Consider the following 25,950-nt stretch of genomic DNA (forward strand, 5'->3'; position numbering starts at 1 on the left):
CATGAAAAAGAAAAGTAACAAGATATTTTTCGCCTTTTTGATACTGCTGCCTTTGATGATGGTAGTGTTTAACCTGTTGCTGCAGGTGCAGTACGCACAGGGAAATCTTCACAAAAGAGAAAAGAAGCCGTTGCAGAATATCGAACGGCCGCTGAAACCCTTCAGCCACCTGGTGTTCAATGGCAAGGCTGTCAACCGTTTCAGCGATAATCCTTTCGTGCACGAGATCAAACGTTTTGAACTGGAAGTAGGGCCGCAGTTCACGCCGCACCTCTCGCTCAATGCCACGATCGATCGGTTCGTGAAAGAACGGTACAGCAACGATACGCTGTACCTGACCTATGAAGTGGACAGGCTTCGCAACCGGGATGACCTGCTGTCGTACGACAAACGGCAACTGAAATTGTACGCCCCGTCGCTGACCTCGCTGACCGTTCGAAAAACCATGCTGGAAGCGCCTTCCATCGTGCAAAGCATTCCGCTGAAGGTACTGGCGGACGATGCGCGTAGCGTTACTTTCACCAAAATGGAACTGCCGGCGTTATCGGTTTCCAATTACGGGAGTTATGTAAACTTTTCGCGGTACATGAAAGTGGATTCGCTGTGGTATGAATCGGTGGGGCCTTCCGCGTTTTATTTTAACGTGCCGCACCGGTTCGGGAAGATCGTGCAGGGAAGGATGGATTCGGTGGCGAACGTGAACATCGCCGGGCGGCCGGAAGATATGCAGGCCTATTTAAACAGGCAATAAAAAAGTCTCACAAATACAAGAGAATGAAAACGGTCCCGGCTTTTTACCGGGACCGCTCTGTTATTTGAATTGCGTGGCGAGATAAGCCATCGTGCCAGCGCCAATTTCAAGGCATTGTTCGTCTACGTCGAAGCGGGGCGTATGCACGCCGGCGGTAATGCCTTTGGCTTCGTTGCGGATGCCCAGCCTGAAGAAGCAGGCGGGGATCACTTGCGAATAGAAGGAAAAATCTTCCGCGCCCATCCGCATTTCCGTATCGCCTACAAGGCCGGGGCCCATATATTCTTCGGCGAGGCGGCGCGCCGTGGCGGTTACTGTTTCGTTGTTATAAAGCGTGGGGTAACCCACGAGAATATCGATGTCGATCTCCGCGCCCATGGCGTGCACCAGTTCCGTGGCCTGTTTGCGGATGAGGTCGTGCGCTTTGAAACGCCATGTTTCGTCCATCGCCCTGAAAGTGCCCATCAGCTTCACTTCGCTGGGGATCACGTTTGTGGTGAAACCGCCGTTGAAAGCGCAGATGGAAAGCACGGAAGGGGAGAACGGGTCGTTGTTGCGGCTGATGATCTGCTGCAGGCTTACCACGAGGTTAGACGCGATCAGGATGGTATCGGCCGTAAGATGCGGCGCGGCGGCGTGGCCGCCTTTGCTTTTTACGGTGATGTAGATCTCGTCTGCGCTGGCCATGTACTTGCCCGCATGGAAACCGAGCTTACCCGCTTCCAGCCCGGGATGTACGTGCAGGCCGAGAATGGCCTGCGGTACGGGGTTTTCGAGCGCGCCGTCCTGGATCATGAGGCTGGCGCCGCCGGGATGTTTTTCTTCGCCCGGCTGGAACAATATTTTTACGGTGCCTTCAAATCCGTCGCGCACCTGCTGGAGTATTCTTGCCGCGCCGAGGGCCACGGTGGTATGCACGTCGTGGCCGCAGGCATGCATTACGCCAGGATGCTGTGATTTGTAAGGAACATCGTTGGCTTCTTCGATGGGGAGGGCATCCATATCGCCGCGGAGGGCGATCACTTTTTTGGACGGGTTTTTTCCTTCAATAACCGCCACAATGCCCGTACCCGCTACGCCTGAGCGGAAAGGTATGCCGTATTCGCCGAGCTTTTGCTGGATGAATTTAGCGGTTTCAAATTCCTTGAAAGAAAGTTCCGGGTGGGAATGGAGATGTCTTCTGCAGGAAATAAGGTCAGGTGCGTATTCACTGGCCAGGGACTTGATCCGGTTCTTCATTCTAGTTCTTTTTCCGGTGACACGTTGATGGTGGTAGGCACCACAAATACGCCGCCGCTAAACATGTTAGACAGTTTGTTGCGCAGGTCGGTGGCTTCGTCTCTTGTTTTGAAATCGCCGATGCGCACTTTAAAATAAGGGGCTTCGAAATCCACATAACTGCGGTAATCAGGATAGGCCTGCATTACCTTGGCCTTTGCGTCCAGCGCTTCGTTGCGTTTGTTGGTGGTAAGTACCTGTACGCGGAAGCCGGGCTGGTTGCGGATCGCAAGGGCGTTGATGTAGATCTGTTTCCTGATCAGGATGTCTATCCGGCCGTCTTTCAGCACTTTAATGTTCCCGTCCTGGGGAGCACTGTCCTGCGCGCGCAGCGTGGCGGCGGAGAACAAAAAAAGCAGGAGGCAGCCTGTTCTTAACATCATATAATAAATCGTTTGATTGCAGAATTTGAAGGCGGTTCCCCATTATTGCATGGCCGCCGCCTGTTTCATGATCTCTATGCTGGCGCTTGCTCCTATCCTCGTTGCCCCGGCATCGATCAATTCCTTGGCAAAAGCAAATGTACGAATCCCCCCGGAAGCCTTTATCTGAATATTGCCGGGGAGGTGTTTCCGCATCAGGGCCACCGCTTCCGCGGAAGCTCCTTTTTCGGCGTAGCCGGTGGAGGTTTTTACGAAATCCACCCCGTAGCGGCCGTACAGTTCGCAGCATTTAATGATTTCTTCCTCCAATAATATGCCACTTTCGATAATCACTTTGATAACCCGCTGTTTATTACGCACAATGGGCATAATGGTCGCAATCTCCTTTTCCAGGTAACCCCAGTCGCCGCCGCGGATGGCGATGAGATTGGCTACCATGTCCAGCTCGTCTGCCTCGTCGATAATCGCCAGCACGCTTTCGGCCACCTTGGCCTCGATGGCGGAATACCCGAAGGGGAAGCCCGTTACGGTGGCCACTTTGGTGCCGGTGCCGCCGGTGAAGGTCTTGGCCAGCTTTACAAAGGGAGGGGGCACGCAAACGGCCGCAAAATCGTATTCCACCGCCTGCATACAGAGGGTTTTGATGTCCTCTACGGTGGTAACGGGTTTTAAGATGGTATGGTCTATGTAGCGGTTGATTTTCATGGCAGACGGTTTAGCCTGAAAGGATAACGGAGTTACGCAGGCTGCCCCGGTAACTCCGTTAGAATGAATTGGTGTGAATATTTTCTTATTGGTCTTTACCGTGACAGTTCTTGAATTTTTTGCCGCTTCCGCAAGGGCAGGGATCGTTTCTGCCTACTTTCGGGCCAACGCGCACGGGCTCGGGTTTGTGTTCTTCAGCCGTAGCGGGGCCGTATTCTTCCCTGCGGGGAGCTGCCGCGCCGCCGTTCTCGTCAAATTCCTGGTGCGTGGCGCGCATGCGGCTCATATCGGTCTTTTCCTCGCGGCCTTCGGTGATCTCGGTGCTTTCGCCCTGCTGGCCGGGGATGCCGCATTTGCAGAGGAACGATACGATTTCCTTGCTGGTATCCGCGCTCATTTGTTTGAACAGTTCAAACGCTTCGAATTTGTAGATCAGCAGCGGGTCTTTCTGTTCGTACACGGCGCTTTGCACGGATTGTTTCAGGTCGTCCATCGCGCGGAGGTGCTCCTTCCAGGCTTCGTCTATCAAAGCCAGGGTGATGCTGCGCTCCAGCGCGGCCACGGTTTCTTTTCCGCCCGTTTCCACCACTTTTTTCAGCGGCGCCAGCACATTGATGCCTTTTTTGCCGTCTGTGAAAGGAATGGATATGTTTTCGATATGATGGCCCTGCTCTTCGTAGATCTTTTTGATCACGGGGAAAGTGCCGGCCGTCATCTCGCCTGTTCTGCGGTGATAATTGTGAACGGCTTCCGCATAGAGTTTTTCAGCCAGCTCCTGCACGTTGGATTTCTGCAGCTCTTCTGCGGTGATGGAAGTATCCACGGCGAAGTTCATGATCGCTTCGAGCTTGAACGCTTCGTGGTCGCCGGATTCGCGGTGAACGGCCACGAGCGATTCGGCTACTTCGTAGAATGAATTGTCTATGTCGATGGCGAGGCGTTCGCCAAACAGGGCGTGATTACGTTTGGAGTAGATCACGGTGCGCTGTTTGTTCATCACGTCGTCGTATTCCAGCAGGCGTTTACGGATGCCGAAGTTATTTTCTTCCACTTTTTTCTGCGCCCGTTCGATGGAGCGGGTGATCATGCTGTGCTGGATCACTTCGCCTTCTTTGTAACCCATGCGGTCCATGAGGGAAGCGATGCGTTCGGAGCCGAACATACGCATCAGGTCGTCTTCCAGCGACACGAAGAACTGTGAAGTACCGGGGTCGCCCTGGCGGCCGGCGCGGCCGCGCAACTGGCGGTCTACACGGCGGCTTTCGTGGCGTTCGGTGCCGATAATGGCAAGACCGCCGGCTTCTTTCACGCCGGGGCCGAGCTTGATGTCCGTACCGCGGCCGGCCATGTTGGTGGCGATGGTCACGGCGCCGGGCAGGCCGGCTTCGGCAACGATCTGCGCTTCACGGGCGTGCTGTTTCGCGTTCAGTACGTTGTGTGTTACTTTTTCGAAGGTCAGCATTTTGCCCAGCAGCTCGGATACCTCTACGGAAGTGGTACCCACCAGCACGGGGCGGCCCGCGGCTTGCAGGCTCTTGATCTCTTCGATCACCGCCTTGTATTTGTCGCGTTTGGTTTTGTATACGAGGTCTTCGGCATCTTTACGCACGATCGGCAGGTTGGTCGGGATGGTCACCACGTCCAGTTTGTAGATCTCCCAGAACTCGCCCGCTTCCGTGGTAGCGGTACCGGTCATACCGGCGAGTTTGTGGTACATCCTGAAATAGTTCTGCAAAGTAATGGTGGCGAAAGTTTGCGTGGCCGCTTCCACTTTCACGTTTTCTTTTGCTTCGATCGCCTGGTGCAGACCGTCGGAATAACGGCGGCCTTCGAGGATACGGCCCGTCTGTTCGTCCACGATCTTCACTTTGCCGTCCATTACTACGTACTCCACGTCTTTATCGAAAAGCGTGTAAGCTTTGAGCAGCTGTTGCACGGAGTGGATGCGCTCGGATTTGATGGCAAAGTCCTGCAGCAGCTGGTCTTTGCGTTGCAGCCTTTCTTCCGCGCTGAGGTCGAGCTTTTCCAGCTCGGCTATTTCGGAACCTACGTCGGGCATGAGGAAGAAGTTGGGGTCTTCGCCGGCGCCGGTGATGAGGGCGATGCCTTTTTCGGTAAGGTCTACGCTGTTGTTTTTTTCTTCGATGTGGAAATACAGGCCGTCGTCTACTTTATGCATTTCGCGCTGTTGGTCGGCGATGTAATAGTTCTCCGCTTTTTGCTGGAGCACTTTCATGCCGGGCTCGCTGAGGTATTTAATGAGGGCGCTGTTTTTGGGAAGACCGCGGTATGCGCGCATCAGGGCGAGGCCGCCGGTTTTCGGGTCGTCTTTCCCTTCCGCGATGAGTTTTTTGGCTTCCTGGAGGCTGGCGTTCACCACTTTCCGCTGCTCTTCCACCAGCCGCTGGATGCGGGGTTTCAGGGCGTGGAATTCCTGCTCGTCGCCGCGCGGGATGGGACCGGAAATAATGAGCGGGGTACGCGCATCGTCGATCAATACGCTGTCCACCTCATCCACCATGGCGAAGTGGTGTTTGCGCTGCACCATTTCTTCGGGGCTGTGCACCATATTGTCGCGCAGGTAATCGAAACCGAATTCGTTATTGGTACCGTAGGTAATGTCTGCTTTGTAGGCTTCGCGGCGTTCGAAGGAGTTGGGCTGGTGTTTGTCGATGCAATCCACCGTAATGCCGAGGAACTCGAACAGGGGGCCGTTCCATTCGCTGTCGCGGCGGGCGAGGTAATCGTTTACCGTAACGATATGCACGCCTTCGCCGGCCAGTGCGTTCAGGTAAGCGGGCAGGGTGGACACGAGGGTTTTACCTTCACCCGTCGCCATTTCGGAGATCTTCCCCTGGTGCAGGGCCGTACCGCCGATCAGCTGCACGTCGTAATGCACCATGTTCCAGGTTACTTCGGTGCCGCCCGCGATCCAGGTATTTTTCCAGGTCACTTTGTCACCTTCGATGGACACATAATCGCGTTTTACGGCCAGCTGGCGGTCAAGGTCGGTGGCTTTGGCAGTGATACTGCTGTTCTCTTTCAGTCTTCTCGATGTTTCCTTCACCACGGCGAATGCTTCGGGAAGGATCACCTGCAATATTTCTTCGATCTTTTTATCGCGGTCTTTGACCAGTTTGTCGATCTCGTGGTAAGTGAGGTCTTTGGCGTTTACGTCTTCCTGCGCTTCAGCATTTGCTTTTTTATCGGCAATTTCCTTGTCTATATCGGCCAGATGGGCTTTTATACGGGCCCGGAAGTCCTGCGTTTTGCTGCGCAGCTCGTCGATGGTAAGGGATGACAGTTTTTCGAACTCCTCGTTAATCTGCTTCACAACGGGGAGGATGAGCTTGATGTCGCGCTCTGATTTATTTCCTCCGAAAAGCTTTGTTAAAAAACCTAGCATGTTAAAATTTTCGATTTCAAAAGATAAAATACCTTGTAGCGGGTGAAATATAGTCAAATATTACGCCCGGCCGCAAGGTTGTGCCAAGGTGGCAGGAAATTCCTTCCCTGTTTTCCGAGGCTCGTAAAATTAGGGATTTTTAAGGGGATCAGCCAGTTAAATGCGGGAATTACCTAAATCCGCCCCGGTTTTGAAGGAAATAAAATGCAGGTCTGCCAGCCGGCCTCCCATGAAAAATAATTGTCTTATCAACACGAATTGTATATTGTGGTTTTTACGGGCCGGCATCTTTTGGCGGGTGCGGTGGGTAAAAAGCCGTTCATCAAAAAAATTAGGGTGAAAATGCAGGACAGAAGCGGACCGGTAAAATATTCAGTAATCCGGCGGCTGTTCATCAAGAAAAGATGAAAATATGTCAATACTTTTTATAAATTTAAAGGTTTTAAATACGCTATTGAATTTTTTATAAAATCACGTCTATGAAGCAGATACAGCCAAAAAAACTTTTTTACACCAGCTGTCTTTCATTAATTGTCACCGCCATGACCTTCGCCATCCGCGCAAGGATCATGTCGTTATGGGGAACCGATTTCACGCTCAGCAACGAGCAGGTCGGCATTATTGCCGGCACTGCCTTCTGGGGCTTTACACTTGCCCAGATCATCGGCGGCCCGCTCGTGGACGTTGTGGGCATGAAGAAGATATTGTATGTCGCCTTCTTCGGCCATATTGCCGGGGTGGTGCTTACCATCTTCTCCCTGAGCTTCTGGCCGCTGTTCCTCGGCACCCTGCTGATCGGCATCGCCAACGGCAGTGTTGAAGCGGCCTGCAACCCGCTGGTAGCCACCATTTATTCCGGTGAAAAGACCAAGATGCTGAACCGTTTTCACATGTGGTTCCCCGGTGGGAACGTGATCGGCGGCCTGGTAGCCTATTTTATGATAGACCAGCTGGCACTGAGCTGGCAATGGCTCATGGGCATCCTCCTGGTTCCCATCGCGCTGTACGGCTACTTTTTTTCCTCCGCTAAATTCCCCGAAACAGAAAGGGTAAGTTCCGGCGTTTCCTACGGCGATATGCTGAAGGCCTGCGTAGGCCCGCTGTTCATATTTATGGTGCTTTGCATGTTCCTCACCGCCGCCACCGAGCTGGGCACCAGCCAATGGATCGATACGCTGCTGAAACAGGTAGGCGTTTCCGCTATCCTGGTGTTCGTGTTCATCAACGGCATTATGGCCATCGGCCGCCTCTTTGCTGGCCCCGTGGTGCATAGGCTGAACCCCGCCGGCATGCTGCTGTTCTCCGCCATCTTCGCTGCTATCGGCCTGTACTGGCTGAGCAACGCATCCGGTTATGTTACTTTCGCGGCTGCATTTGTATTTGCTATCGGCGTATGTTATTTCTGGCCTACCATGCTGGGTTTTGTATCCGAATATATTCCCAAGACCGGCGCCATCGGCCTCAACATCATGGGCGGCGCAGGCATGCTGAGCGTGGCCGTGATCCTGCCTTTCATGGGCAACTGGTACGACAATAACAAAGCAAAGGCTCTCCAGGCCGGTGCCGATGCCGCTACTGCGGAGCTGCAGGCAGGCAGGGACACGCTCACCACCGTGATGATCATGCCCATCATCCTTATCGTGGCCTTCGCGATCCTTTTCTTCGTGTACAGGAACAAAAGCAAGGTGAACCTGCACGCAGAAACACAAACCGCATAATCAAGTAATCATATCGAAATCAAATTATAGTATGGACAGGAAACTTAGAATGGGAATGATCGGAGGCGGAAAAGACGCCTTCATTGGGGCCATCCACCGCATCGCCGCCAATATGGACGGCCTGATCGAACTGAAAGCCGGGGCGCTGAGCATCAACCCCGAAATAGCGCAGGATTCCGGCCGCTCGCTGTTCCTGGAGAGCGACCGCATTTATACCGACTTCAAAACCATGCTGGAAAATGAAGCCAAAATGCCTGCGGACAAAAGACTGGACTTCATCACCATCGTGACGCCGAACTTCGCGCATTTCGAGCCGGCTATGATGGCGCTGGACAAAGGTTTCCACGTAGTGATCGAAAAACCGATCACCTTTACGCTGGACGAAGCCAAACAACTGAAAGCAAAAGTGGAGCAGACCGGTCTTACCCTGCTGCTTACACATACATACACCGGTTACCCGATGGTGAAACAGGCCCGCCAGATGGTGAAAAACGGCGTGCTCGGCAAGATCCGCAAGGTTTGGGTGGAATACCCGCAGGGCTGGCTCAGCAAGCTCAGCGAGCGCGAAGGCAACGCCCAGGCGGCCTGGCGCACAGACCCCAAACGTTCCGGTAAAAGCGGCTGTATGGGAGACATCGGCACACACGCCGCCAATCTCGCCGAATACATCACCGGCCAGCAGATCGATAAACTTTGTGCAGACCTGAACGTAATGGTGGAAGGCCGCATGCTCGACGACGACGGCGCCGTGCTGCTGCGTTTCAACCAGGGCGCCGCAGGCGTGCTGATGGCGTCGCAGGTAGCGGCGGGTGAGGAAAACGCGCTGAAGATCCGCGTGTACGGCGAAAAAGGCGGTTTGGAATGGGCGCAGCAGGAGCCTAATACCCTGCTGGTGAAATGGCTGGACAAACCCACGGAAATTCTCCGCGCGGGCGGCGGAAACCCGCACCTGAGCAGCTATGCCACGCACAACTGCCGCACGCCGGGCGGTCACCCCGAAGGTTACCTCGAAGCGTTCGGCAACCTGTACCGCAATTTCGCGCTCACGCTTACCGCTAAAATAGACGGGGCACAGCCCGCGCCCGAAGCGCTCGACTTCCCGTCTGTAGACGACGGCATCCGCGGCATGGCATTTATCGATATGGTGGTGAAATCTTCCGCCAGTACCGAAAAATGGACGAAATTCGAAATTTAACAAGCCGTTTTCTCTGAATTAACGGATATTGGATTTTTAACCGGATAAGGAAGAGAGCAAAAATCAAAGTGTACAAATGAAATCGCAGATTCCATTTGGCCTTTTAAAAATCAAAGTGTACAAATGAAAACGATAAAGGGGCCCGGTATTTTCTTGGCGCAGTTCCTCGACGATAAAGCGCCTTTCAACAGCCTGGAGAGCATATGCAAATGGGCCAAAGACCTTGGCTTCGTGGGCGTGCAAATCCCCACCTGGGACGCGCGCGTGATAGACCTGAAAAAAGCGGCCGAAAGCAAAACCTACGCGGATGAGATCAAAGGCATCGTGAATGATGCGGGGCTGGAGATCACCGAGCTGAGCACGCACCTGCAGGGCCAGCTGGTAGCGGTGAATTCCGCCTTCGGCGAACTGTTCGACGGCTTTGCTCCCAAAGAATTGCGCGGCAATAACAAAGCCCGCACCGAATGGGCCGTGCAGCAGCTGATGTACGCCGCCAAAGCCAGTCGCAACCTGGGGCTGAACGCGCACGCCACTTTCAGCGGCGCGCTGATGTGGCATACCTTTTACGCCTGGCCGCAACGCCCGGCGGGATTGGTGGAAGCCGGTTTCAAAGAACTGGCCGCCCGCTGGCTGCCCATCCTCAATGAAATGGACGCCAACGGCGTAGACCTTTGTTACGAGATCCATCCCGGCGAAGACCTGCACGACGGCGCCAGCTACGAACGTTTCCTGGAAGCTGCCGGAAATCATGCGCGGGCCTGCCTGCTGTATGATCCCAGTCATTTTGTATTGCAGTGCCTTGATTACCTTGCGTATATCGACATCTATCACGAAAGGATCAAAATGTTCCATGTGAAAGATGCGGAATTTAATCCCACCGGCCGTTCCGGCGTATACGGCGGTTACCAGGGCTGGGTGGAAAGGCCCGGCAGGTTCCGCTCGCTGGGCGACGGACAGGTGGATTTTAAAGCCGTGTTCAGCAAACTGACGCAATACGATTATGCAGGATGGGCTGTGCTGGAATGGGAGTGTGCGCTGAAGCACCCGGAAGACGGTGCAAGGGAAGGCGCGCCTTTCATTAAAGACCACATCATCCGCGTAACCGAAAAAGCATTCGACGATTTTGCGGGAACGGGGGCAGACGATAACCTGAACAAACGTATCCTCGGAATTTAGCGCCGCGGATATCGGGCGACCAATAGGCTAAAACGATTTTTCTCAATTATAAAAACTCGGTAAACGATGAAAAAAACAATGTGGATGCCGGTATGCATGAGCGCGGTACTCCTTATGGCTGCATGCGGCGGCGGTGGTGAAAAGAAAGAAGAGGGAAGTTCATCTTCAACGGAAACAACAACGCCCGCACCGGCGGCCGATAACTCGATGGTACAAGACGTAACCGGTAAAGGTAAAGAACTGATGGCCGCACAGGATTGCGCGACCTGTCATAAAGAAACCGAAAAAGTGATCGGCCCTTCTTTCAAGGAAGTAGCGGCTAAATATCCTAACACGCCTGAGAACGTTTCCACGCTGGCAGACAAGATCATCAAAGGCGGTTCCGGCAACTGGGGCGAAGTGCCCATGGCGCCGCACGCAGCGATCTCAAAATCCGACGCGGAAGAAATGGTGAAATACATTCTCACCGTGAAATAAAAATTCATCCTTTAAACAACCTTTTTTTATGAAACGTTTACTCGCTTCCACGTTGCTGCTGGGCCTGCTTGCCGGCTCAACGGTTACATACGCGCAGGGCCCTTCCCTGACCGCGAAAGAGAAAAAAGCAGGCTGGAAACTCCTGTTCGACGGTAAAACCACCGCCGGCTGGCGCGGTTACCTCAAGCAGGACGTGCCCGGCGCATGGAAAGTGCAGGACGGCGCGCTGTACCTGGACACCGATGCCAAAAAAGGCGGTGCTTCCGGTGGCGACCTCATCACCGAAGGCGAATACGAAAACTACGAACTGGAACTGCAATGGAAGATCGGCGAAGGCGGCAACAGCGGCATCATTTTCGGTGTTCACGAAGACCCGAAATTCAAAGCCACTTACGCTACCGGTCCTGAAATGCAGGTGCTCGACGATGCCAAACACCCCGACGGCAAGATCAAAAAACACAACTCCGGCGACCTGTACGACCTGATCGCGGCTTCCGCCAACTACTCCAAACCCGTAGGAGAGTGGAACACCGCCAAGATCATCAAAAAAGACGGCAAGCTCACCCTCATCTTCAACGGCCACAAAACCGCTGAAACGACCATGGGCACCGCGGAATGGGCTTCGCTGGTAGGCAGCAGCAAATTCAAGACCTGGGAAGGCTTCGGCAAATATCCCAAAGGCCATATTGCGCTGCAGGACCACGGCGATAAAGTGTGGTACCGGAATATCAAGATCAGAGAACTGTAATTGACCTATGCGCAGCAAAAAATACCTCCTGTTCCTGCTGGTGATACTGGTGGCGGGCTCCTCCTTTAAAAAGGCAAAACCCAGGCTGCTGGTTTTCAGCAAAACCGCGGGTTTCCGCCACGATTGTATCCCGGTGGCCAAACTGGCCATGATACAACTGGGCGCAGATAACGGGTTCGACGTGGACACCACCGAAGACGCATCGGTCTTCAACACGAAGAACCTCAAACGTTACAAAGCCGTGATGTTCCTCAACACCACCGGCAACGTGCTGGACGACGCACAGCAAAGCGCCATGGAATCGTACATCAAAAAAGGCGGCGGTTACATCGGCGTGCATGCGGCAACGGATACGGAGTACGACTGGCCCTGGTACAACCAGCTGGTAGGCGCTTATTTTCTCAGTCACCCCAACCAGCAAACCGCCACGTTGCAGGTCGTGAACAGGGAACACCCTGCCACGAAACACCTGGATGCAAGCTGGGTGAGGAGAGACGAGTGGTACAATTTTAAAAGCATCGTACCCGGTCTGAACGTACTGATCAAAATAGATGAAAGTTCCTACCAGGGCGGGAAAAACGGGAACGATCACCCGATGAGCTGGTACCGGGAATTCGACGGCGGCCGCACGTTTTACACGGAACTGGGCCATACCAAAGAATCCTACAGGGAAGAAGCCTTCCTGAAACATGTGCTCGGAGGGATTGAATATGTAACCGGTTTGAAAAGATGACCGCAGGGACAAACAACATATTATCACGTAGAGACGCAGGCAACTGCGTCTCTACGCACTTTTATACCACCACGTTTACATTACAAACAAGATGTACTCAATGAGAAATTCTTTATTACTGCTGATCCTGGCTGTGACTGCCCTTGGTATTACGAGCTGCTCCAAAACCCGGCCCGGCAAGCCGAAGGTGCTGGTGTTCTCCAAAACCGAAGGATTCCGTCATGCCTCTATACCTGCCGGCATTAAAGCGATCCAGCAATTGGGCGCCGAAAACGGTTTTGAAGTGGACACGACTGAAAACGCCGCGCGTTTTACGGAAGATTCCCTGTCGCAATATTCCGCCATCATCTTCCTGAACACTACCGGCGATGTGCTCGACAATCGCCAGGAAGCCGACTTTGAACGTTACATCCAGGCGGGCGGCGGTTACGTGGGCATCCACTCCGCCACCGATACCGAATACGGCTGGCCCTGGTACGGCAAGCTCGCGGGCGCTTATTTCAACGACCATCCCGCCGGCACCGCTAAGGCAAAATTGACCGTAACGGACAAAAATCACCCGTCTACCGCCGAAATCCCCGACAACTGGGAGCATACGGACGAATGGTATAATTTCAAAAATGTGAACACCGATACCAAAGTGCTGATGAAAGTAGACGAGAAATCGTACAAAGGCGGCACGATGGGAGACGATCACAGGATCAGCTGGTACCATGAGTACGACGGCGGTCGCGCCTGGTATACCGAACTGGGTCACACCGAAGAATCTTACACAGAACCTACGTACCTCAAACATATTCTCGGCGGCATTCAATACGCCATCGGCAAAAACCGTGTGCTGGATTATGCCAACGCAAAAACGCAGCGCGTGCCCGACGAAGACCGCTTCACCAAACAAATGCTCACCAGCGGCGAGTTCTTCGAGCCTACGGAAATGGCCATCCTGCCTAATCTCGACATCCTGGTGGCGCAGCGCCGCGGCGAAATACTGCTTTACAGCGAAGCCCGCAAAAACCTTACGCAGGTGGGTTTCCTGAACGTGTATCACAAGACAGACATCAAAGGCGTGAACGCGGAAGAAGGCCTGCTGGGCCTTGCCGCCGATCCGAACTTCGCGAAGAACAATTACATCTACCTGTTTTATTCGCCCGCGGATACTTCCGTGAACAGGCTGAGCCGTTTTACGTTCAAAGACAATAAAGTGATCCCTGAAAGCGAAAAGATCATTCTCCAGTTCTATTCCCAGCGCCAGATCTGCTGCCATACCGGCGGTTCCATCGCATTCGGCGGAGACGGGCTGCTGTACCTTTCCACCGGCGACAACACCACGCCCTTCGACGAGCCTAACCAGCCCTACACCAGCAAAGGTTATGGCCCTACGGACGACCGCCCGGGGCACCTGCAGTACGACGGCCGCAGAACTTCCTCCAACACCAACGACCTGCGCGGAAAAATTATCCGCATTCGTGTGAAAGAAGACGCGACGTACGAAATTCCTGAAGGCAACCTTTTCAAACAGACCGATAAAACAAGAGCGGAGATCTATGCCATGGGCACCCGCAACCCTTACCGCATTTCGGTGGACCGTAAAACCAATTACGTGTATTGGGGCGAAGTAGGCCCGGATGCATCCAACAACGATTCGCTGCGCGGCCCGCGCGGTTACGACGAAGTGAACCAGGCGAAAAAAGCAGGTTACTTCGGTTACCCGCTGTTCATCGCCAACAACCAGCCTTACCGCGCTTTCGATTATGAAACCGGCGTGTCTGGCCCGGCTTACGATCCCGCCAAACCCGTCAATAATTCCCGCAACAATACCGGTCTTACCGAGCTTCCCCCGGCACAGTCCGCATTTATCTGGTACCCGTACGCCAAGTCTGAAGAATTCCCGCTCGTGGGCGCCGGCGGCCGCAATGCCGAAGCGGGCCCGGTGTATTACAGCGAGTTTTACCCGAAAGAGACCCGTTTCCCGGAATATTACAACGGCAAACTGTTCATCTACGACTGGATACGCGGCTGGATCATGGCCGTGACCATGGATAAGGACGGCAATTACCAGAAAATGGAACGTTTCATGCCATCCACCAAATTCAATGCCCCGATCGATATGGAAATGGGGCCGGACGGAAGGTTGTATGTGCTGGAATACGGCAACGGATGGTTCAGCAAAAACGCCGATGCCGGTCTTTCGCGCATCGATTATAACGGCGGCAACCGCGCGCCGAAAGCCACGCTGAAAGTAGACAAACTCACCGGCGGCCTTCCCTTCAAAGTGAAGCTGGAGGCTGAAGGAGCGGTAGATCCCGATGGCGACCAGATCACTTACGTATGGAACTTCGGCAACGGCAACAAGCTGGAAACCAAAGAGCCGCATGCGGAATACACCTTCTCCACCGCGGGCGAATACCCTGTATTCGTAGATGTGACCGACGATAAAGGCGCCACTTCACGCACAAAAATGATCAACGTTTACGCCGGTAACGAAACGCCGGAAGTGAAGATCGATATCCTGGGCAACCAGCAATTCTACTTCCCCGGCAAACCGGTGCGTTACGAAGTGAACGTGACGGACAAGGAAGACGGCAGCACCGGCGCCGGCACGCTGGACGCAGCCAATCTCTACATCAAGGGCGTGTATATGGAAGGAAGGGATAAAGCCGCCATGAGCCAGGGCCACCAGGTAATTTCCGGGGCGATCGCGGGCAAGAACATCATGGAAACCTCCGATTGTAAGACCTGCCATAAACCGAACGAAAAATCCATCGGCCCGAGCTTTATGCAGGTAGCCGGGAAATACAAAGCCGACCCGAAATCGCCTGAATATCTCGCGGAGAAGATCATCAAAGGCGGCGGCGGCGTTTGGGGCGAAACTGCGATGAGCGCCCATCCGAACATTTCCAATTCCGAAGCCAAACAGATCGTGGAATACATCTTCTCCCTCGCCGGCGGCGAAAAACAGGAACCGAGCCTGCCCGCCACCGGAACGGTAGACCCGACGATGGGCCAGGAGCTGAAAGACAGGGGCGTGCTGTACCTGATGGCTTCCTACACCGATAAAGGCGGAAAAGGCATCCGCCCGATCACGGGCACGGCCAGTGCCGAGCTGCGCAACCCGCGGTTCCAGGCGGGCAGTTACGCGAAGGCGGACGCTGCGGCCACGGTAGAGATCAACGGCAAAAAACTGCTGATCCCCACGGCGAATTCATGGGCTTCTTACCGTGAAATGGACCTGACGGACGTAACCGGGCTGGAACTGAGTTATTTCGTGCAGGAAGTGCCGCAGTACGGTTATACCGTTTCCGTTCACCTCGACGGTCAGGCCGGCCAGCAACTGGGAAGCGCCAGCATTGGCGCGGGCGCCGCGGCGGGCAAGCCGAATACGGCCACGATCTCTTTCCCGGCGGTGAACGACGGGAAAAAACATACGCTGTACCTGGTATTCAAAGCGGCGGACCCGGCTGAGAAACTGCCGGTAGGCCTGGATGTGGTGCGGCTTTTGGCCAAATAACACCCGTTAGTACGATATTTTCCTGGAAGGAAGGGCCGGATGGTCCTTCCTTCCTTTTTTGGGAAATATAAACGATAATAGTGATACGCTGATTGTACCCCGGGGGAGCAGACAAGGTGTGGTTATCATATCATTGGCAGAATGGAATTCTATTCAGGAAACATTACGCCTTTTAAAGTCTGATGAGAACCGGGCTCGGTTAACTGAAGCGCTTAAACGCGCTGATGACGGTATCAAGGAAGATCATGAATTAATTGACTGAAAGAAATGAATTTATCCTGGGGCCCTCGGGGTGGGAGGATGAATAAATCAAAAGGCCGCCTTTACCGGCAGCCTTTTGAATTTGAATAAGTTATGACCGAAACGATCAGCCGATCTTCATCATCTTTTTACGCATCTTTTTCGCGCGTTTCTGGCTGATATACACAAAGTTCACCAGCAGCACGACGATAATGATAAAAAGGCCGAAAAACTCCCTGGTATCTTCGATCCAGGGGGTGGAAGCTTTCATGGCGCCGGCGATATTCTCGGCATGATGCTCGGTGGCCCAGCTAAGCACCCCGTCTTTCGCGAAAAAAAGAGATACGGCATACCCCAGGCAGGCCACGATGCCAAAAAGGTACCATCCTTTGTAATAATTGCCGGCGGCAGCAAGTCCGCAGAAAACGGCCCCGTAAAGATAGATCGGCATCCAGATGTAAGGGTCCGGATCGTTCCACTGGAGCGCGGCAAATAACACAAACAGCACGGCAAAAACTACGTTGAATATTTTCATGTCATTAATATGAAATAATGTTGGCTAAATTGATTAAACTTACGGAAAATCCGGCATACATAGTGCCGGAATCGTTCCCGAAAAAAAAAGTGGCCAAGATGTTTGTGGTTGTTAAATAAATGTTATAATTTTAGAACATAAGGAACAACAAAATTGTTTTAAACCATTGCATGAATAAAAAATCTACGCTGACTCGTCAACCCGAATAAATTTTTTTGTCTTTATAAATTCCACTTTGAATCAGGCACTTTATTCCAGAAAAGTGCCGCTTGAAAAGACAGCCAGCTTGATTACCACTTCTTGCAAAATCGTTTTTCCAAAGGGAATGTTAAAATTTTGACACTTTGGGGTGAGCGCCGAACGATTTTTAATCCTTATATTGCACAAAGAAAGCTGCCTGATAAACGGCACGGCTTTTGAAATATTAACCCTGAAAACGACATTGGGGACCGCATCCCCTGAAGAATATCCTGGTTACTAATCAGGTTTTAGAATGGCGGAAGGAGAGGCACTAGTTGCCTCTCTTTTATTTTTAACCCGCCCCTGAAACCCGCGTCCCGCAGCCCCCGGAAAAAAATATCCCTTCCCCGCGATGCCTGAAATTCATTATTTTAGCCCCATGGGATACGCATTTAACAGGGAATCGGTTTCGGGAACGTTATACCAGGTGCTCCTTAGCAATATTTCAGAAAAAGGCCAACATTGGATTTCAGATAAACTCCGCACATGGCAGGCCCAGCGCGCTATGCAAGCCTTCAATCTTGCTTTTACCGCCGCCCCCCGCTTTCTCGGCAGAGATGCCGTTAACGTAACCGGCGAACAGGCCGCGGTATTACTGCCTTTCCGGCTGGAAGAGTATACCGCAGACCGGCTTTTCAGGGTATGGTGGCTCATGCAGCTGCAGGAAGACGATCAGAAAATTTACGTTCAGTCGATAGAGAACCTCTTCCATGCCGCGGAAATGAACGAACTGGTGGCGCTGTACGGCGCCCTGCCGCTGCTGGCTTTTCCCGAAGCCTGGAAAATGCGCACTGCCGAAGGCATCCGCTCCAACATCGGCGTGGTACTGGAAGCCATTATGCTCCACAATCCGTATCCGGCGCAGTATTTAGACGAACCGGCGTGGAACCAGCTCGTTATGAAAGCGTTTTTCACGGAAAAACCCGTGCAGCATATCGTAGGGATCGACGAACGTGCAAACGCTTCACTGGCAAGGATTCTCACAGACTTCGCGCACGAGCGCTGGGCCGCGGGAAGAACCGTGCACCCGCTCATCTGGCGCATGGTGGCGCCGTTCATCCATGAAGGCAATTTTGAAGACATCAAAAGGATCTGGTTCTCCGAGCAGCACGCCGAACGGGAAGCAGCCGCGCTCGCCTGCGCCGCGTCTGCCTGGCAGCCCGCCAAAGACCTGCTCGCCACCCGGCCTGACCTGCAATCGGACATTGCCGCCGGAACGCTTACCTGGAGCACCGTTGCCAGTCGTGTAAATGGCTAATTGATGTTATTGGCCGGTGCGCCCTTTATTCTTAATTTAAACCCAATTGTAATTTATATTCATATGTGTTGTAGTGCTCAGCTGACGGAAAAGGACCTTGTACCCCAATCGCATAACCCGGCTTACCTGGAGGCCATCAAAGGGATGCGTTTTTTTGACCCGCATGTACACATGACTTCGCGGACCACAGACGATTATCAGGCCATGGCAGACGCCGGGGTGGCCGCCATTATCGAACCGGCCTTCTGGCTCGGGCAGCCGCGCACCGGCGTGGATACTTTCCGGGATTATTACAGCAGCCTCGTGGGCTGGGAGCGTTTCCGCTCTTCTCAATTCGGCATTAAACATTATTGCACCATCGGCCTCAATTCCAAAGAAGCGAACAATGAAGCGCTCAGCGAACAGGTGATGGAAATCCTCCCGCTTTTCATTTACAAAGAAGGCGTGGTAGGCGTAGGCGAGATCGGCTTCGACGACCAGACCGCATTGGAAGAAAAATATTACCGCGCGCAGCTGCTGCTCGCAAAGGAAGCAGGGCTGCCCGTGCAGATCCACACGCCGCACCGCGATAAAAAACAAGGCACCCAGCGGAGTATGGACATCGCCATCGAAATGGGGCTCGACCCGCATATGGTGATCGTGGACCACAACAACGAAGAGACCGTGAAAGAAGTGCTGGACCGCGGTTTCTGGGCCGCCTTCACCATCTATCCCTTTACCAAGATGGGAAATGAAAGAATGGTCGAAGTGGTGAAACAATACGGTACGGAACGTATCATGGTGAACTCCGCGGCAGACTGGGGCATCAGTGATCCGCTCGCAGTGCCAAAAACCGCCGCGCTGATGTTGGAACGCGGCATTTCAAAGCCCGATGTGGAGCTTGTTACATATCGCAACGCCATCACCGCATTCGCGCAAAGCGGCCAGCTCAACGAAAAGGATTTCGAACAACCCGCCGAAATAGACCAGAGCCTGAAATACAACGGCAGCACGGTTTTGCGCGGCGGCCAGCAACCCAGGCCCAATAAACAATCCACGATCATACGGTAACATTTTTTTCCATTGCTTTATTGTATTGAAAACCTGACTAACACGTGAACTATATCTTCAGCAAACTGACCGGCTACCTGCGACTGATGCGCCCCGCCAATATACTGACGGCCATAACCGACATCATGGCGGGCATTGCCATTGCGGGTTTTCTCGCGCACGGGCTCGCCGACGTTCAGGCTGTATTACAGGTAATTTGTCTTGCCATCGCCACCATCGGCCTTTACGGCGGCGGCGTGGTGTTCAACGATATTTTCGACGCAGCGCTCGACCGCGTGGAGCGGCCCGAGCGCCCCATTCCTTCCGGCATCATTTCCAAAACGGAAGCGGTGGTGTTGGGCGTATATCTTTTGCTGCTGGGCGTGCTGGCGGCTTTTACCGTGGGAGAAATTTCCGGTTTTATCGCCATCGCCATCGCCATCGCGGCATTGGTGTACGACAAATGGGGGAAACATCACAAGCTGCTGGGGCCTTTCAACATGGGGCTTTGCCGTGGGCTCAACTTGCTGCTCGGCATCAGCATCCTGCCCGAATCGCTGCCCCAATACGGATGGCTGGCGCTTGTTCCCATCCTGTACATCGCTTCCATCACCATGATCTCCCGCGATGAAGTGCATGGCGGAAAAAAACAGACGCTGATGCTGGCCGCGGGCGGTTACGGCATCGTATGCGCGCTGATCTTCTGGCAGGGTTATATGAAAGGGGAAACGCTGAAAGTAAGTTTTTACCTCGCGGTGCTATTATACCTGATCCTCACCCCGCTGATCAAAGCCATGAAAGCGCCCACAGGGCCAAATATCGGCAAGGCGGTAAAAGGCGGCATCATCGGGTTGATAGCGATGAACGCCGCATGGGTGGCCGCTTTCGCGGTTACGCCCTATCCGCTCGCGGTGCTGGCTTTTCTGCCCCTGTCTATCCTTCTTTCGAAGGCCTTTTCCGTTACCTGAGCCACTTATCCCTTTGTTTTTAAGGAAGATGCGCACATGGTTGCCATACCAACTATTTATGCCCGGAATGCATCGCCCCCGCTGTAAAAAATCACAGCCGGTAATGCTCTTTTTTGTACATTTATCCTCTTAAAAATTCCCCGGGAACCGGGCAGGAGACTAGCTATGTCGTACATTCAAAATTCTTTCAGCGTACAGTTCGAATACAAGGTTTTCTTTACGGAACATTTATTTGACCCAGCCAATCCCGAATTTGCGGGTTTCCTGGATTCGCGCGCTGAAAAAGGCATCCGGAAAAAATTGCTTTTTATCGTAGACGATGGGGTGACCAAAGAGCATCAAACATTGCAGGAGCAGATCACCGCTTATTGCGGCAACCTGGAGGGCTACGAACTGGTGCAGGATATTATCGTGGTGCCCGGAGGAGAGGCTTCCAAAAACGATCTGCAATTATTTTACTGGCTTGTAAATGAGATAGACCAGCACGCCATCGACCGTCATTCTTACGTGGTCGGCATCGGCGGCGGCTCCGTGCTGGACCTCGTGGGATATGTGGCGGCGGTGAGCCACCGCGGCATCAAACACATCCGCATACCCACCACCGTACTGTCGCAGAACGATTCCGGCGTGGGCGTGAAAAACGGCATCAATTACCACGGCAAAAAGAATTTCCTCGGCACTTTCGCGCCGCCCGCGGCCGTGTTCAACGACGCGCATTTTCTCACCACGCTCGACGAGCGCGACTGGCGCTCCGGCATGATAGAAGCGGTGAAAGTGGCGCTGATCAAAGACGCCGCATTCTTCGAATGGATGGAGCAACATGCCGCCGAACTTTCCGCTGGCGAACCGAAAAGTTTGCAATACCTTATCCGCCGTTGCGCCGAACTGCATATGCAGCATATCGGCGGCGCAGGCGACCCGTTCGAAAGCGGCTCGTCGCGCCCGCTGGACTTCGGCCACTGGAGCGCGCATAAGCTGGAACAGCTCACCGATTTCGAGCTGCGCCACGGCGAGGCAGTGTCTATCGGCATCGCGCTGGACAGCGTGTATGCATGGCTCAACGGCATGCTAGACGAAGGCTCGCTGGAAAGGATCATCCAGCTGCTGAAGAACCTGCGTTTGCCGCTGTACCATCCGCTGCTCGACATCGAGGAAGACGGCTCTTCACCCATCATGGCGGGCCTCGAGGAATTCCGCGAGCACCTGGGCGGAAGGCTCACCATCGCGTTGCTGGAAGGCATCGGCAAGGGAAAAGAAGTGCATTCCATCGATCCGGCAACGCTGCGCAAAGCCGTGGTGATGCTGCGCGATAAATGGTAATACGGAAATTTTTATCGGATCAGACCAGCTAAGACTACGCATATGCATACGCCATCCGGCCACCTGACTTATTGCACCAACATTCACGCAGGCGAAAGCTGGGGGGAACATTTCGCCCAGCTTCAACAGTTCATCCCGGCAGTAAAAGCGCAGGTAAGCCCGGGCAAGCCCTTCGGTATCGGCCTGCGGCTGAGCAACCTCGCCAGCCTCGAACTTTCAAAAGAAGAGCCGCTGAACGCCTTCCGCGAATGGCTGCGGAAAAATGACTGTTACGTATACACGATGAACGGTTTCCCGTACGGCGGTTTTCACCACGAACGCGTAAAAGACCAGGTGCATACGCCGGATTGGGCCACGGCGGAACGTGTAGCCTACACCATCCGCCTGTTCCGCATCCTGGCGGCATTGCTGCCGGAAGGCATGGAAGGCGGCGTGAGCACTTCCCCGCTGTCTTACCGCCTGTGGCACCGCTGCGGCGAAGAGCACAAATCCATCATGGAAAGCGCCACGCTCAACATGCTGCTGGTAGTGGAACAATTAATAAAAATACGCCGCAGCGGAGGCCCGCTGCTTCACCTCGACGTGGAGCCGGAACCGGACGGCATGCTTGAAAATTCCAAAGAGTATATCGACTGGTATTTCCAGCACCTGCTTCCCGCGGGCGTGATCATGTTCACCGACAAATTCGGCATGACGGAAGAAGAAGCCATGCTCGCGATCAAAAATCACGTGCAGCTGTGTTACGACGTATGCCACTTCGCCGTGAGTTACGAAGACCCGAAAGTAGTACTGGAACGGTTGTATTTCTTTGGCCTGAAAGTTGGGAAGATACAGATAAGCGCCGCGCTGAAAGGACTTTTCCCGAAAGAAGGAAGAGAGCCCGTGATCAACGCGTTCGCCGCTTTTAACGAAAACATCTACCTGCACCAGGTGATCGCGCGAATGAGCAACGATCAGAAAGTGCACTACCCCGATATGCCCGCGGCGCTGGACGATGCAGGGCGGGCGGACCTCGAGGAATGGCGCGCGCATTTCCACGTGCCGGTATTCGTACAGGATTTTGGCGTGCTCACATCCACCCGCGACGATATCAGCCGCGTATTGGCTTTGCAGGCCGCCAAACCCTTCACGCAGCACCTGGAAGTGGAAACCTACACCTGGGAAGTGCTTCCCCCCGGGTTAAAACAGGAAATGAGCGGATCGATCGCCAGGGAGATGAAATGGGTGTTGCAACAGTTGGAATTATCCTGACAGGGCCCTAGCTTTGGACCGGAATTGTAACGCGAAGAAGAAAGATACACTATGAAAAAAACTGTGGTAATAGATGTGGTAGGTTTGTCTGCCGCCTTGATCGGGGAACACACGCCTTTCCTGGCAGCTTACGCAAAAAAACACCATTCATCCGCCATTGCGCCGATGTTACCCGCAGTGACCACCGCTGTTCAATCCACCTATGTTACCGGCCAATGGCCCAGCGAGCACGGGATCGTGGGCAACGGGTGGTACGACCGCACAGACAGTGAGATCAAATTCTGGAAACAATCCAACAAGCTCGTATACGGCGAAAAGGTCTGGGAACGCGCGCGGCAGCTGCATCCCGGTTTTACCTGCTCGAAAATGTTCTGGTGGTACAATATGTATTCCAGTGCAGACTTCTCCGTTACTCCCCGCCCGCAGTATTTGTCAGACGGGCGCAAGATGCCCGACTGTTACTCGCACCCGGACACACTGCGGGACCGCCTGCAGCAGGAGCTGGGCACTTTCCCGCTGTTCCAGTTCTGGGGCCCGGGCGCCAATATCAAAAGCACGCAATGGATTGCCGACGCGTCTATCCTTACCGACAAATGGCACGATCCCAACCTTACGCTCATCTATCTCCCGCATCTCGATTATTGTTTGCAGAAATTTGGTCACGACTATACGAAAATTGCCCCCGAGCTGCAGGCGATCGATAAGGTCGTGCAGCAGCTGGTGGAATATTACGAACAACAGCAAAGCGAGATCATCATTCTTTCCGAATACGGCATCACCAACGTCAGCAAACCCATTCACATCAACAGGCTGCTCCGCGAAAAAGGGCTGATCAACGTGCGGGTGGAAAGAGGGCTTGAACTGCTGGACGCCGGCGCTTCGCGGGCTTTTGCAGTGGCCGATCACCAGGTGGCGCATATCTACATCAACGATCCCTGCTGCCAGAAACAGGTGCGCGGGCTCCTGGAAAATATCCCGGGCGTGCAGCTGGTGCTGGACCGTGAAGGCAAACACAAACATTACCTGCACCACGAACGCAGCGGCGATTTTGTGCTGGTGGCGGATGCGGACAGCTGGTTCACTTATTATTACTGGGAAGACGATGCAAAAGCGCCCGATTTTGCGCGCATTGTGGATATCCACCGCAAACCGGGTTACGACCCCGTGGAAATGTTCCTGGACCCGGCCGACCCTTTCGTGAAAATGAAAGTGATCGGCAAAGTGCTGAAAAAGAAATTAGGTTTCCGTTACCTGATGGACGTGATCCCGCTGGATGCCACGCTGATCAAAGGCTCGCACGGGCGCATCGCCGAAGACCCGAAAGACCACCCGGTACTGATCACCACGCAGCCTGTAAAAGCCAATGTACAGGCGGTGGACGTGCATGATATTATTTTGCGGCATGCGGGGTTGATGGAATAATCTTCCTGATAAAAGTTCCGGTTCACCTTAATCGGCTCAAAAAATGCCGGAAAATGAGCCGATTAGCTCCCGTAATCGGCTCACGGTTCTTCGTTTATGTCCCGCTCATCTATTTTACCCCGATAATTTCCCATTCATTCATTACATTTATTGCAACCGATTGCTGTTAAAAGGGACAAGGGTTTCAGGCCCGTCCGCCACGTTATACAGATACGGTTAGCAGAAGCACCATCAATTTATTATTCTTATGAAAAGGAGAGACTTTCTGAAGACCGGCGCCATGGCCGGCGTTGGGGCGGGCATTACCGTCCTCAACTTCCCCGTTTTCGGTAAAAACGCCCCGAGCAACAAACTCGTGATCGGGATGATGGGGGTAAACTCACGCGGCAACTGGCTGGCCAAAGTGGCGTCCAAACTGCCGAACGCGGAAGTGGGATTTATTTGCGATGTGGACGACAAAGCCGCTGAAAAGGGCCTCAAAGCCGTCAGCCAGCAGGCGCGCAAGCCCGAAGTGCTGAAAGACGTGCGGAAGATGCTGGAACGCAAAGACCTTGACGCCGTAATGATCGCCGCGCCGGACCACTGGCATGCGCCCGCGGCCATTATGGCCTGCGCCGCCGGCAAACACGTGTACGTTGAAAAACCCGTGGGGCACAACCCGCGCGAAGGCGAAATGGTGGTGGAAGCTGCGGCCAAATACAAACGTACCGTGCAAATGGGCAACCAGCGCCGTTCCTGGCCGAATATGCGCCAGGCGTACAAGGAAATTCATGAAGACGGCATTCTCGGCCGCGTATTCTTCGCCCGCGGCTGGTATGTAAACGACCGCAAGCCGATCGGCGTCGGCAAAAAAGTGCCCGTGCCTTCCAACCTCGACTGGAACCTCTGGCAGGGCCCCGCGCCCCGCCGCGATTATATCGACAACGTAGTGCACTACGACTGGCACTGGCGCTGGGTTTGGGGGACCGGCGAAGCCTGCAACAACGGCACCCACGAAGTGGATTGCATGCGCTGGTTCCTCGGCGTGGATTATCCCACCTCCGTAACCTCCGCCGGCGGCCGTTTCGCCTATTCCGGCGACGATTGGGAAACGCCCGATACGCAAACCATCACATTCAACTTCGAAGGCAACCGCGCCATTGTTTGGGAAGGCCGCAGCTCGCACCCCTACAGGCTGGAAGGCTCGGGCCGCGGGTTTACCATTTTTGGTGAAAAAGGCTCCCTTTACTGCGACGGCGGCGACAGCTATAAGATCCTCGACCTTAAAGGCGCCGTGGTGAAAGAAGTGAAGGAAACAAAAAACGACAACCGCGACGCCACCAACGTGGTAAGCCCGGCCGGCGAATTCCTCGACGCCGTGCATATCAGCAACTGGATGGAAGCCATCCGCGGTAACGCAAAACTGAACTACGGCATCCTGGAAGGCAGCAAAAGCGTGCTGCTGTGCCACCTGGGCAACATTTCCCAGCGCACGGGCTCAGTGATCGCCACCGATCCTAAAAACGGGCATATTCTGCATAACAAGGAAGCAGCGCAGCTTTGGAGCCGTACCTACGAAAAGGGATGGGAACCCAAAGTATAAGAAAAAGGGCCGCGAACGACGCGGCCC

General features: G+C 53.9%; 21 protein-coding genes. 16 read left to right on the forward strand and 5 right to left on the reverse strand.

All coding sequences use genetic code 11. The annotated features are described in order from the left end of the window. The first annotated feature begins 1 nt into the window (after window position 1). Window positions 2-751, forward strand: coding sequence for a hypothetical protein (locus tag J7I43_RS20175; RefSeq protein ID WP_209147669.1), 750 nt, complete (start codon window positions 2-4; stop codon window positions 749-751). Window positions 752-811: 60 nt separating this feature from the next. On the opposite strand, the gene J7I43_RS20180 is transcribed toward J7I43_RS20175, so the two are convergent. The 4 genes from J7I43_RS20180 to secA all read right to left on the reverse strand — a co-directional run bounded on the left by J7I43_RS20180 (window position 812) and on the right by secA (window position 6,523). Then, window positions 812-1,990 (reverse strand): M20 metallopeptidase family protein, encoded by a 1,179-nt coding sequence (locus J7I43_RS20180; RefSeq protein ID WP_209147670.1) that lies wholly within the window; start codon window positions 1,988-1,990, stop codon window positions 812-814. Next, window positions 1,987-2,412, reverse strand: coding sequence for an SPOR domain-containing protein (locus J7I43_RS20185; RefSeq protein ID WP_209147671.1), 426 nt, complete (start codon window positions 2,410-2,412; stop codon window positions 1,987-1,989). The genes J7I43_RS20180 and J7I43_RS20185 overlap by 4 nt, the downstream gene beginning before the upstream one ends. A gap of 42 nt (window positions 2,413-2,454) precedes the next feature. Beyond that, on the reverse strand, window positions 2,455-3,117 hold the full coding sequence (gene deoC, locus J7I43_RS20190) for a deoxyribose-phosphate aldolase (protein ID WP_209147672.1): 663 nt from the start codon (window positions 3,115-3,117) through the stop codon (window positions 2,455-2,457). Between the two features lie 85 nt (window positions 3,118-3,202). Further along, on the reverse strand, window positions 3,203-6,523 hold the full coding sequence (secA, locus tag J7I43_RS20195; protein WP_209147673.1) for a preprotein translocase subunit SecA: 3,321 nt from the start codon (window positions 6,521-6,523) through the stop codon (window positions 3,203-3,205). 479 nt (window positions 6,524-7,002) lie between these two features. On the opposite strand from secA, the gene J7I43_RS20200 reads away from it, so the two are divergent. The 8 genes from J7I43_RS20200 (at window position 7,003) to J7I43_RS25070 (ending at window position 16,340) form a co-directional block, all read left to right on the forward strand. Further along, the gene (locus J7I43_RS20200; protein ID WP_209147674.1) at window positions 7,003-8,241 is read left to right on the forward strand and encodes an MFS transporter; all 1,239 of its coding nucleotides are present in this window, start codon (window positions 7,003-7,005) and stop codon (window positions 8,239-8,241) included. Between the two features lie 31 nt (window positions 8,242-8,272). After that, window positions 8,273-9,436, forward strand: a complete 1,164-nt coding sequence (locus tag J7I43_RS20205) for a Gfo/Idh/MocA family protein (protein WP_209147675.1) — start codon at window positions 8,273-8,275, stop codon at window positions 9,434-9,436. A gap of 123 nt (window positions 9,437-9,559) precedes the next feature. Next, entirely contained in the window at window positions 9,560-10,612 is a 1,053-nt protein-coding gene (locus J7I43_RS20210; protein WP_209147676.1) for a sugar phosphate isomerase/epimerase family protein, read from the forward strand. Between the two features lie 66 nt (window positions 10,613-10,678). Continuing rightward, window positions 10,679-11,089, forward strand: a complete 411-nt coding sequence (locus J7I43_RS20215; RefSeq protein WP_209147677.1) for a c-type cytochrome — start codon at window positions 10,679-10,681, stop codon at window positions 11,087-11,089. Between the two features lie 28 nt (window positions 11,090-11,117). Then, window positions 11,118-11,837 (forward strand): 3-keto-disaccharide hydrolase, encoded by a 720-nt coding sequence (locus J7I43_RS20220; protein WP_209147678.1) that lies wholly within the window; start codon window positions 11,118-11,120, stop codon window positions 11,835-11,837. Between the two features lie 7 nt (window positions 11,838-11,844). Continuing rightward, window positions 11,845-12,570, forward strand: a complete 726-nt coding sequence (locus J7I43_RS20225) for a ThuA domain-containing protein (protein ID WP_209147679.1) — start codon at window positions 11,845-11,847, stop codon at window positions 12,568-12,570. Between the two features lie 100 nt (window positions 12,571-12,670). Further along, window positions 12,671-16,078, forward strand: coding sequence for a ThuA domain-containing protein (locus J7I43_RS20230; protein WP_209147680.1), 3,408 nt, complete (start codon window positions 12,671-12,673; stop codon window positions 16,076-16,078). Window positions 16,079-16,136: 58 nt separating this feature from the next. Then, complete coding sequence (locus tag J7I43_RS25070; protein WP_209147681.1) at window positions 16,137-16,340, forward strand: type II toxin-antitoxin system Phd/YefM family antitoxin; 204 nt, start codon at window positions 16,137-16,139, stop codon at window positions 16,338-16,340. 105 nt (window positions 16,341-16,445) lie between these two features. Here J7I43_RS25070 and J7I43_RS20240 read toward each other — a convergent pair whose 3' ends face one another. Beyond that, complete coding sequence (locus J7I43_RS20240) at window positions 16,446-16,853, reverse strand: transmembrane 220 family protein (protein WP_209147682.1); 408 nt, start codon at window positions 16,851-16,853, stop codon at window positions 16,446-16,448. A 619-nt stretch (window positions 16,854-17,472) separates the two neighbouring features. On the opposite strand from J7I43_RS20240, the gene J7I43_RS20245 reads away from it, so the two are divergent. From J7I43_RS20245 to J7I43_RS20275, 7 genes are all read left to right on the forward strand, one after another. After that, the gene (locus J7I43_RS20245; RefSeq protein ID WP_209147683.1) at window positions 17,473-18,351 is read left to right on the forward strand and encodes an EboA domain-containing protein; all 879 of its coding nucleotides are present in this window, start codon (window positions 17,473-17,475) and stop codon (window positions 18,349-18,351) included. A 63-nt stretch (window positions 18,352-18,414) separates the two neighbouring features. Further along, window positions 18,415-19,401: a TatD family hydrolase gene (locus tag J7I43_RS20250; RefSeq protein ID WP_209147684.1), complete on the forward strand. Its 987-nt coding sequence runs from the start codon at window positions 18,415-18,417 to the stop codon at window positions 19,399-19,401. 44 nt (window positions 19,402-19,445) lie between these two features. Beyond that, on the forward strand, window positions 19,446-20,348 hold the full coding sequence (eboC, locus tag J7I43_RS20255) for a UbiA-like protein EboC (RefSeq protein WP_209147685.1): 903 nt from the start codon (window positions 19,446-19,448) through the stop codon (window positions 20,346-20,348). Between the two features lie 165 nt (window positions 20,349-20,513). Continuing rightward, on the forward strand, window positions 20,514-21,668 hold the full coding sequence (locus J7I43_RS20260) for a 3-dehydroquinate synthase (RefSeq protein WP_209147686.1): 1,155 nt from the start codon (window positions 20,514-20,516) through the stop codon (window positions 21,666-21,668). A 42-nt stretch (window positions 21,669-21,710) separates the two neighbouring features. After that, window positions 21,711-22,919, forward strand: coding sequence for a metabolite traffic protein EboE (gene eboE / locus J7I43_RS20265; protein WP_209147687.1), 1,209 nt, complete (start codon window positions 21,711-21,713; stop codon window positions 22,917-22,919). 51 nt (window positions 22,920-22,970) lie between these two features. Beyond that, complete coding sequence (locus J7I43_RS20270; RefSeq protein ID WP_209147688.1) at window positions 22,971-24,341, forward strand: alkaline phosphatase family protein; 1,371 nt, start codon at window positions 22,971-22,973, stop codon at window positions 24,339-24,341. A gap of 247 nt (window positions 24,342-24,588) precedes the next feature. Next, window positions 24,589-25,923 carry a Gfo/Idh/MocA family oxidoreductase gene (locus J7I43_RS20275; RefSeq protein WP_209147689.1) on the forward strand — a complete coding sequence of 445 codons (1,335 nt, stop codon included), beginning with the start codon at window positions 24,589-24,591 and terminating at the stop codon, window positions 25,921-25,923. Window positions 25,924-25,950: the final 27 nt, after the last annotated feature.

The organism is Chitinophaga chungangae (assembly GCF_017742215.1).
Lineage (GTDB): Bacteria > Bacteroidota > Bacteroidia > Chitinophagales > Chitinophagaceae > Chitinophaga > Chitinophaga chungangae.